9 protein-coding genes are annotated in these 9,279 nt (G+C 65.3%); 3 read left to right on the forward strand and 6 right to left on the reverse strand.

What is annotated here, in order from left to right:
* Positions 1-59: 59 nt before the first annotated feature.
* The 3 genes from AB0J46_RS51325 to AB0J46_RS51335 form a co-directional block, all read right to left on the reverse strand.
* Entirely contained in the window at positions 60-377 is a 318-nt protein-coding gene (locus tag AB0J46_RS51325; RefSeq protein ID WP_364344662.1) for a hypothetical protein, read from the reverse strand.
* Between the two features lie 592 nt (positions 378-969).
* Complete coding sequence (locus tag AB0J46_RS51330) at positions 970-1,611, reverse strand: response regulator transcription factor (protein ID WP_364344635.1); 642 nt, start codon at positions 1,609-1,611, stop codon at positions 970-972.
* On the reverse strand, positions 1,608-2,984 hold the full coding sequence (locus AB0J46_RS51335) for a histidine kinase (RefSeq protein ID WP_364344638.1): 1,377 nt from the start codon (positions 2,982-2,984) through the stop codon (positions 1,608-1,610). Before AB0J46_RS51335 ends, AB0J46_RS51330 begins: the two co-directional genes overlap by 4 nt.
* A gap of 112 nt (positions 2,985-3,096) precedes the next feature.
* Between AB0J46_RS51335 and AB0J46_RS51340 the strand changes: the two genes are divergently transcribed.
* From AB0J46_RS51340 to AB0J46_RS51350, 3 genes are read left to right on the forward strand one after another with little or no spacing between them, the layout of a single operon-like run.
* Complete coding sequence (locus tag AB0J46_RS51340) at positions 3,097-3,816, forward strand: ATP-binding cassette domain-containing protein (protein ID WP_364344640.1); 720 nt, start codon at positions 3,097-3,099, stop codon at positions 3,814-3,816.
* Between the two features lie 8 nt (positions 3,817-3,824).
* Positions 3,825-4,577, forward strand: coding sequence for an ABC transporter permease (locus AB0J46_RS51345; protein ID WP_364344642.1), 753 nt, complete (start codon positions 3,825-3,827; stop codon positions 4,575-4,577).
* Positions 4,574-5,350 carry an ABC transporter permease subunit gene (locus tag AB0J46_RS51350; protein ID WP_364344644.1) on the forward strand — a complete coding sequence of 259 codons (777 nt, stop codon included), beginning with the start codon at positions 4,574-4,576 and terminating at the stop codon, positions 5,348-5,350. The genes AB0J46_RS51345 and AB0J46_RS51350 overlap by 4 nt, the downstream gene beginning before the upstream one ends.
* Positions 5,351-5,450: 100 nt before the next feature.
* Here the strand turns inward: AB0J46_RS51350 and AB0J46_RS51355 are convergent, their stop codons facing one another.
* From AB0J46_RS51355 to AB0J46_RS51365, 3 genes are all read right to left on the reverse strand, one after another.
* Positions 5,451-7,136, reverse strand: coding sequence for a ribonuclease J (locus tag AB0J46_RS51355; protein WP_364344646.1), 1,686 nt, complete (start codon positions 7,134-7,136; stop codon positions 5,451-5,453).
* A 54-nt stretch (positions 7,137-7,190) separates the two neighbouring features.
* The gene (gene dapA / locus AB0J46_RS51360; protein ID WP_364344648.1) at positions 7,191-8,108 is read right to left on the reverse strand and encodes a 4-hydroxy-tetrahydrodipicolinate synthase; all 918 of its coding nucleotides are present in this window, start codon (positions 8,106-8,108) and stop codon (positions 7,191-7,193) included.
* Between the two features lie 249 nt (positions 8,109-8,357).
* On the reverse strand, positions 8,358-8,804 hold the full coding sequence (locus AB0J46_RS51365; RefSeq protein WP_364344650.1) for a GNAT family N-acetyltransferase: 447 nt from the start codon (positions 8,802-8,804) through the stop codon (positions 8,358-8,360).
* Positions 8,805-9,279: the final 475 nt, after the last annotated feature.

Here is a 9,279-nt window from a genome sequence, read left to right on the forward strand (position 1 = left end):
ACGGCCCAAGCACTCACCTCCCCCAGCCACCAACCACGTCCGGAACACGGCCCAAGCACTCACCTCCCCCAGCCACCAACCACGTCCGGAACACGGCCCAAGCACTCACCTCCCCCAGCCACCAACTGCGTCCGGAACGTGGCTCGGGTGCGGGCAGCCTTCGCAGTCGCGGGCCGCAGCGCTTCGGGGCGCATCGCGATGCCCTTGCCGTCCACGCTGATCGCCACCACCGTGGACGCCGTGCACGACAGCATGGTTCGCGCGGCGTAGAAGGCGTCGACATCGGCCGCGGCCTGGGCGGCCAGCTGCTCGATCTGCCGTTTGCCGATCACCTGGCCGCACCCCATGTCGATCGCCACCAGTGCGGCGTCGAACAAGCTGCGCACCGTCTCGATGACCCCGAGCTTGCCCGGGCCGGCCGAATGCCCACCGCCGGCAGCGGCAACGCCACGTCCCCCGAAACACGTTGCGGACGCCCGGCCCCCACGCGCACCGGGTGACCGTCACCGTTCCGGTCACCGTGACCAGCAGACGGTAGTGCCAAAGCTCCAGCCGCCGCCGCGGCACCTGGTCCGCGCAGAGCACCCCTGCGGCGCCACCGTCCTGGTGGCGGGCGTGGCGTACCTGCTCCCGCTCGCGCAGCGCGTGCAGGTCAAGGTGGGCCTGCAGCAGCAGGCGCTGCAGCTCCGGCCCCTGCTCGGTGATGGCCCCCTCCAGCCGGTCATGGAGCAGCGGCCCGGTCTGCGCGTCGACGAGGTGTCCGATGAGCCAGTTGAGTGCGTTCTTCGCCTTCGCAAAGACGTCAGCGGATACCTCGGGTCCTCCTCCATACGACCTGCGACGCACGATCGCCCAATACGCACGGATCGGCTTCCCCAAGTCTCGGCCCGGCCTTCGAAATCCGCCTCTTGTGAAGATCCCTTGCGACCAGAGAAGCATTGAGCACTGGGCGATCCAGGCCCTCTTGCATCACCGCCTTGCAGAAACCAGCCCACTCTCGTACGCCGCGATGACCAACTGCGCTCTGTCACGAGCATCCAACTTCGCGAGCAGGCGGCCGATATGTGTCTTGATGGTGGCCAAGCTCAACTGCAAGTGATCAGCGATCTCACCATTGGACAGCCCACGAGCGATCAACAGCAGCACTTCCCTCTCTCGCTCCGTCACCCTGTCCAACCCCTGTGGCCGCTGCGCCACAGGGGTCTTCGTGAACTCCTCGATCAAGCGTCGCGTCACCGTTGGCGCCAGCAAAGCCTCACCGCTCGCGACCACGCGAACAGCAGCGAGCAGGTCAGCAGGCGGCGTGTCCTTAAGTAGAAATCCACTCGCACCGGCCCGAAGCGCGTCGTAGACATACGCATCCAGGTCGAACATCGTCACCACAAGAACCCGCGAGACATCCCCGATACGCCGAGTCGCCTCGATGCCATCCATGTGCGGCATGCGAACATCCATCAGCACCACATCGGGTTGATGCTCCAAGACGACCGCCACTGCTTCAGCACCCGTGGACGCCTCGCCCACCACTGTCATGTCAGGCTCGGAGTCGACCAGCATCGTGAAGCTCCCCCTGAGCAGAGCCTGATCGTCAGCAACGACCACGCTGATCACGAGACCTCCTGATACGGCAGACGCGCGAAGACACGAAACCCTCTTCGAGGCAGACTTTTCGCCTCAAAGACTCCGCCGTACATCATGACCCGCTCCCGCATCCCGATCAGTCCGTGGCCGGAGCCGTCCCCGGGCGACATCCGTCTTCCTGGGCCCTCGTCAACCACCTCGATCCGCACCTCGCCCCCGTCCGTCACGACAGAGACCTGACAGCGGGTCGGTGAGGCGTGCTTGACCACGTTCGTGAGCGCCTCCTGCACGATGCGATACACGGACAGCTCTACGCCGTCGGGCAACCGTCTTGCCTGCGCCGCACCGCCTCCCCGTCGTTCCCCCACTCCATTCGCGACGACTCCCCCGAACAAGCCTTCATCCGGCGCTCGGTCACCGTCCCTCGGCATGGCCTGTTCCTCGTCAAGAGGCCCACCTACTGCGCCAGGCCCCGTTCTTGGCCGTCCCCGTGGCGTGCTTTCTGCCTGACCTCGCAGACCTGGACTTTCCTGGCCGGCCTCATCTCCACCGATCCGTAGATCAAGCTCGATCTCGACCCCAGCTTGCCTGGCCTGCTCCACCAGACCCTCCAGGCCCGCGATACCCGGGACGGGAACAAGATCTGGCAGTTGGGTCGAACGGAGCATGCCTAGAAGATGGCGCATCTCCACCAGAGCACTCCGGCTGGCGGTCTCGATCACACGCAAGGCGTTGTGTGCTTCTTCAGGCCTGTTCGCCAGCACGTGATTGGCCACGCCTGCTTTGACCGCGATCAATCCCACGCTGTGAGTCACGACGTCGTGCAGTTCCCGCGCGATGCGTAACCGTTCCTGCGTCACTGCATGCTCGGCCATTCGCTCGGCCTCACGAGCGGCGTACAACCTGCGTTCCCGGACGGCCCGCCCTATGGTCCAGGCTCCGCCGAGCGCCGCGATGCCGACCAGCGGCTGATCGATGTGCACCAGCCAAACTGGCGTGCCCCCGCGCGGTGCGCCACCTGCGACCACCAGCCCGAAAACACTGATCATGCTGACCACACCGATGGCCGAGGACGGCAGCATGGCCCCGAACCTGTCGGACATCGCCACGATATAGATCGCATAAGCCGGTGCGATGCAGGCGTACCCCACCACGTCAACTGCAACTGCGAAGACGGCGAGCGTCAGGGTGAAGCAGAAGACGGGCACAGGCCACAGCCTTCGCACCGCCAAAGGCAGGCCCAGCCCGCACGGGAGGGCTATCTTCAACCACGGCGGCATCCCAGGCGCGGTGACCGCTGCTGTGAAGAACACGAACGCAAACCCCAGCCCCGCTGCCAGATCGAGCACGATCAGCTGATTGCGGCTCCAACGCCTGGCGAAGAAGGGATGGTTCTCGTTCACGCGTTGAACGGTAGCCTCTCGCCGAGCTGAGCACGTCAGCCCAGGGTCTGACCTTGAAGTTCGAACCGTGGTCTGATGCGCCGCCGGCCCGGCATGCCGCATCTTCTTCAGCGTGATCGAACTTCAGCACCTCACCAAGCGCTACGACGACACGGTCGCCGTGGATGATCTGTCTTTCAAGGTCGAGCCGGGCCATGTGACGGGCTTCCTCGGCCCCAACGGCGCCGGCAAATCCACCACGCTGCGCCTGCTTCTCGGCCTGGACGCGCCGACCTCCGGCCAGGCTCTGATCGGGGGCCGACGATACGCCTCCTTGCGCAAGCCCATGTTCGAGGTAGGGGCGCTGCTCGACGCGGGTGCGGTCCATGGCGGGCGCAGCGCCTACAACCATCTGCTCTGTCTGGCCGCCACCAACGGCATCGGTGCCACACGCGTGGCCGAGGTGCTTGAGCTGGTCGGATTGGCGAGTGTGGCACGAAAACGCGTGGCCGGCTTCTCCCTCGGTATGAAGCAGCGACTCGGCATTGCCGCTGCGCTGCTCGGCGATCCTGGTGTGCTGCTGTTCGACGAGCCCGTCAACGGCCTCGATCCCGACGGAGTGCGCTGGATCCGCGACCTGATGCGGTCACTGGCTGCCGAGGGCAGGACCGTTCTACTCTCCAGTCACCTGATGAGCGAGATGGCGTTGACCGCTGAACGCATCGTGATCCTGGGCCGGGGGCGGTTGGTCGCGCACTCCACGGTCAACGAGCTGACCGCACGCTATCCCTCGCTGGAGGACGCCTACATGGCTCTGACGGCGAGCAGCGTCCAGTTCGGAGCAGCGAGATGAGGGCGGCCATGCTGGCCGAATGGCTGAAGCTCCGGTCAGTGACTTCCACCTGGCACGCAGTGGGTGCGGCGGCTCTCATGGCGGTGCTCGGCGTGGTCTGGACGCTCTACGTCAGCGACCTCGCCGAAGATCGAGGGACGCTGCAGGCAGCCGCGCCGGAACAAGGATTCCTGCCCCTCCTTCAGATGAGCCTCACCGTACTCGGCGTGCTGGCGGTCACGTCCGAATACGCGACAGGGATGATTCGCGCCAGTCTTACCGTCGTTCCGCGGCGCAGCACCTTATTTCTGGCCAAGGCTGTCGTCGTCGGCCTGGCCACGTTGGCAGCGGCTCACGTCATCCTTCTGGTCACCTATTCGGCGAGCCGTCTGATCGCCCACGATCACCGGCTGGGCTTCAATGAGACTTCGCTGGCCGACGACGTGCCGATGCTGTTGGCCTCGGGGATCTCGGTGACTGCGCTGGCTCTGGTGGGGCTCGGCCTGGGCATGGCCACGCGGTCGACGGCCGGCGCGCTCATCTCGGTCGTGGCCTTGCTGTTCGTCCTGCCCGGTGTCGTCGTTTACCTGCCTGCGCCGTGGAACACGCGTGCCGCATCACTGCTGCTGCCGAACCTGGTTCCTCAACTGGTCGGCGATCGCCTGTCGTCCCGACTTGGAGACGGCCTTCTTCCGCCTTGGGGCGCGCTGCTGGCCCTCCTGGCTTACCCGGTGATCACGCTCGTTGCCGGTTTCATCTCGCTCAAGCGGAGGGACGTATGAGTGTTCTCGCCTCAGAGTGGCTGAAGGTCCGTTCGGTCCGCTCGTCCTACCTCATCGTCGGCATCAGTCTCGGCACGATCCTTCTGGGCCTTGGCTTGGCCTCCATGGCGGCCGGCATGTACGACGACGCCCCCGTGGAGCAGCGTCCGACTGCCCGGATAGCGGATCTGGAGGAGGTTCTGGTGATCGTCCCGCAGCTTTGCATGGGTGTCCTGGGCACATTGGCCGTCACATCTGAATACGCCACCGGCTTGATCAGGATGAGTCTGACGGTCGTCCCTCGTAGATGGCCGCTTCTCGCTGCGAAGGCCGCCGTGGTCGGCGTATTGAGCCTGGTCGTTGGTCCGCTGGCGGTGTTCGGGACGTATTTCGTCTCGCGTTGGGTGCTCGGCGACCGATTCTCCGGTGCATATCTGACCTCGTTCGCGGACAAGCTTCCGTTCCTGCTCGTCACCAGTTCCACGGTGGTCGTATTCGCGCTGATCGGCTTGGGATTGGGCGCGTTTCTGCGTTCCGCCACCGGTGCGATCGCCTTGTTGGTGAGCCTGATCTATGTCATTCCGATGATCGTGGGCAACATCCCGGAGCCCTGGAGTGAACGGCTGGGCTCGATCATGATCGGTGCGCTTCCCCGGGAGATCACCGGCGACATCATCACCACGTCGGTGTACGGGTCACTTCTGTCTCCGCCTGCGGCCGCCACCGTGCTGGTGTTGTACGCGATTCTTCCCCTGCTGGCCGCCATCTGGCTCATACGCAGGAGGGACGCTTGAAATGCCCGCTCCATGGACCTTGTTGCGACGCACCCTCTGCCGTCTCGTTCCACAACTGCGGGTACGGCAGGCTCAGGTGCCTGCCGTACCGCTCAGTGGCTCAGACTTCGAGCACGACGGGAATGATCATGGGGCGGCGGCGGTAAGTGTCGCTGACCCAACGGCCGACCGTGCGGCGCACGACCCGGCGGATCTCCTGCATGTCGACCACGCCGTCTGCGGCCTTGTCCTGAAGAGCTCTTTCGATCTGCGGAATGAACTCCTCGAACTGCGCCGGATCAATGCCGGAGCCTCGTGCGTGGATCTCGGGGCCGGCGGTGAGCTTGCCGGTGGCGGAGTCGACCACGACGACCACCGAGATGAACCCCTCGTCGCCGAGAATCCTGCGGTCCTTCAGCGAGGTGTCGGTGATCTCGCCCACCGAGGTGCCGTCGACATAGACATACCCGGCGTGAACCGCTCCCACGATCTTCGCTCTGCCGTCGACCAGGTCCACCACGACGCCGTCCTCGGCGATCACGATGTGGTCGTCGGGAACACCGGTGAGCGCGGCGAGCTTGGCGTGCGCCCGCAGGTGCCGCCATTCGCCGTGAACCGGCATGAAGTTCGAGGGGCGAGTCAGGTTGAGGACATAGAGGAGCTCGCCTGCGGCCGCGTGGCCGGAGACGTGCACCTTCGCGTTGCCCTTGTGTACGACACGAGCGCCCCACCTGGTGAGCCCATTGATCACCTTGTTGACCGCGGTCTCGTTCCCCGGCACCAGCGACGACGCCAGCAACACGGTGTCACCCTCGGCGATGCGGATCGGATGATCGCGATTGGCCATCCGCGACAGCGCCGCCATGGGCTCGCCCTGGGATCCGGTGCAGACGAGCACCACATCTTCCGGCGGCCACTGCTCGATGTCGCGCGAGTCGACGATCAACTCCGGCGGCACCTTGAGGTAGCCCAGATCACGAGCCACCCCCATGTTCCGGACCATCGATCGGCCCACCAGGGCGACCTTGCGGCCGTGCCTGGCCGCGGCATCCATCACCTGCTGGATGCGGTGCACGTGCGAGGCGAAGCTCGCCACGATCACTCGCTGCTCGGATGTGCGGATCACCTCGTCGATGACCGGCCCGATCTCCCGCTCGCTGGTGACGAAGCCCGGCACCTCGGCGTTGGTGGAGTCCGACATCAGCAGGTCGACGCCCTCGGTGCCGAGCCTGGCGAAGCCGCCGAGGTCGGTGAGCCGGCCGTCGCTCGGCAACTGGTCCATGCGGAAGTCGCCGGTGTGCAGGACGATGCCGGCGGGCGTCCTGATCGCCACGGCCAGCGCGTCGGGGATCGAGTGGTTCACTGCGAGGAACTCGCAGTCGAAGGGCCCGAAGGTGTGCCGTTCGCCCTCGACGACCTCGACCTTGGTCGGCTGGATCCGGTGTTCCGTCAGCTTGGCCTCGATCAGGGCCAAGGTGAGTCTGGATCCGATGAGCGGAATGTTGCGCCGCTCGCGCAGAAGGTAAGGCACCGCCCCGATGTGGTCCTCGTGGGCGTGTGTCAGCACGACGGCTTCGATGTCGTCGAGCCTGTCCCTGATGTATTCGAAGTCGGGCAGGATCAGATCGACGCCCGGCTGATCGGGCTCGGGGAACAACACCCCGCAGTCGACGATCAGCAGCCGGCCGTCGTATTCGAAGACGGCCATGTTCCGGCCGATCTCCCCCAACCCGCCGAGCGCGACGATGCGCAGGCCACCGTAAGGCAGCTCCGGCGGGGGGCCAAGCTCAGGATGCGGATGGCTCATGCCCGGCCCCCATGGTCAAATCGTGTTCTCAAAACTCCCGGTTCCTCCCCGTTCCTATGCGTCTGTCAACTTCACCCCGCCGGCCACCAGGCAAGCACGCAGCTCGGCGATTTGCTTCTCTGTCGCGGCCACGAGCGGCAGACGTACCGGTCCCACCGGCACACCCACCAAGCTCAGCGCCGCCTTTGCCATGATCGCGCCACCGGCCTTGAGCATGATCCCGTCTACTACAGGGGCCACCTGGCCGTGTACCTCCAGCGCTTGCTTCACGTCACCGCTCCTGTGCAACTCGATCATGCGAGCCAGTTCGGAGCCCACGACATGTCCGACGACGCTGACGAACCCTGCGGCGCCGAGGGACAGCCAGGCGAGGTTGAGCAGGTCGTCGCCGGAGTAGAAGACGAGATCGGTCGCCGTCATGACCTGGCTCGCGGCGAACAGGTCACCCTTTGCGTCCTTCACGGCCACGATGCGGTCGTGCTGCGCCAGGCGGATCAACGTCTCGGTCTTGATCGGCACGCCGCTGCGCCCAGGGATGTCGTAGAGCATCACCGGGAGCTCGGTGGCGTCGGCCACGAGGGTGAAGTGCTGATAGAGCCCCTCCTGCGGGGGCTTGCTGTAGTAGGGAGTCACCACCAGCAGTCCGTGGGCGCCTACCTCCGCCGCCTGCTTCGCAAGCTTGACGGTGTGGCGTGTGTCATTCGTCCCCACTCCCGCCACTACGGCGGCGTGGTCGCCAACGGCCTCCAGGACGGCGCTGACGATTCGTCGCTTCTCATCGTCCGAGGTGGTGGGCGACTCGCCTGTCGTCCCATTGACGATCAGGCCGTCGTTGCGCTGCTCGTCCACCAGGTAGGTGGCCAGGCGTCGTACGCCTTCGTAGTCGACGTCGCCGTCAGAGGTGAACGGCGTGACCATCGCGGTCAGCATGCGACCGAAGGGCGCTTCGGCGGTTCCAGTTGGCGATGCCATAGTGCGAACGCTACCTGGATTCGGAAAAGCGTTGGACGTCGCCACCCCGCTTTGCCTGCCCGACGGAGCCATTTGCCCTCATTCGCAGGCATTTGGAGGAGCAAGGTGACAGGGATGACCGCATGGGGTAACCCGATCTACTTCGGTCGCGATCACCTCGCCGGCAGCCGAGTCCCCATCATATCCGCCCACGCCTACCTTTCGCTGGGCGGGGCCGAAGAGGGAAGATCAGCCACCACCCGGCGCCCCCTACCGGGACAGTTCGATCTGGTACCTGATGAAACCTCTGTTCTCGGCCACCTTGTCATAGAGGCGGCGCGCGGTGCTGTTCGATTCGTGGGTGTTCCAGTAGACACGGGAGCAGCCGCCATCCCGAGCCCAGTCCGCAACAGCCTCGATCAGTTTGCGTCCCACTCCCTTGCCTCGGACATCGGGAGCGGTGAACAGATCCTGGAGGTAGCAGACGTCAGCGTCAGGCGCCGAGGTGCTGGCATGGACCAGGAAGTGGGTGATGCCGACGAGCCGCCCGTCCAGCCTCGCGCCGAAGGCGTGCATCCGAGTGTCCGCCTGGAACTCCTGCCAGGCCCGTCCATACATCTCGTCGGGTTCGACTCGCTGGTAAAAGTCGATGTACGCCCGGAACAAACTTTCCCACGCATCCCGGTCGGACGGCATGAGCTTGCCAATGCTGATCACATGGGCTCCTTACAGGCACGGCCTCAGACAGCCGGGCACGGGGATGGACCGGTCCGGCAACTAAGACGAAGGCGGAGCTCACAACCTAGGAGAAGGTGGCCCTCTACAACACGGCCACTTCTTCGGGATATCAGAAGACCACTCTTCCCGATGCAGTCCATCTCCCAGGGGGCACACGGCACGAATCTCTCGCCGCTCGCCAGCCATCAATTGAGAGGGCCACTCCGACGCTGCACCGCTGCACAACCCCTCGGCGAGAGCACTGAGCTGCAGGAAATCCCGCCGACCGACAGCTCCTGCCGGCGCTGACGGCTCTACAGGCGCTGACGGCCCTGGATTGCTGCTGATGACCTTGCAGGTGTCCCTGCGGGGATTGGTGACCCTGCGGGGATTGGTGACCCTGCGGGGATTGGTGACCCTGCGGGGATTGGTGACCCTGCGGGGATTGGTGACCCTGCGGGGATTGGTGACCCTG

The organism is Nonomuraea sp. NPDC049758 (genome assembly GCF_040674635.1).
Taxonomy (GTDB): Bacteria; Actinomycetota; Actinomycetes; order Streptosporangiales; family Streptosporangiaceae; genus Nonomuraea.

Coding starts and splice junctions, on each gene's coding strand:
- AB0J46_RS51345 (WP_364344642.1), top strand. CDS start 3,825: ATGCTGGCCGAATGGCTGAAGCTCCGGTCAGTGACTTCCACCTGGCAC.
- AB0J46_RS51350 (WP_364344644.1), top strand. CDS start 4,574: ATGAGTGTTCTCGCCTCAGAGTGGCTGAAGGTCCGTTCGGTCCGCTCG.
- AB0J46_RS51355 (WP_364344646.1), bottom strand. CDS start 7,136: ATGAGCCATCCGCATCCTGAGCTTGGCCCCCCGCCGGAGCTGCCTTAC.
- dapA (WP_364344648.1), bottom strand. CDS start 8,108: ATGGCATCGCCAACTGGAACCGCCGAAGCGCCCTTCGGTCGCATGCTG.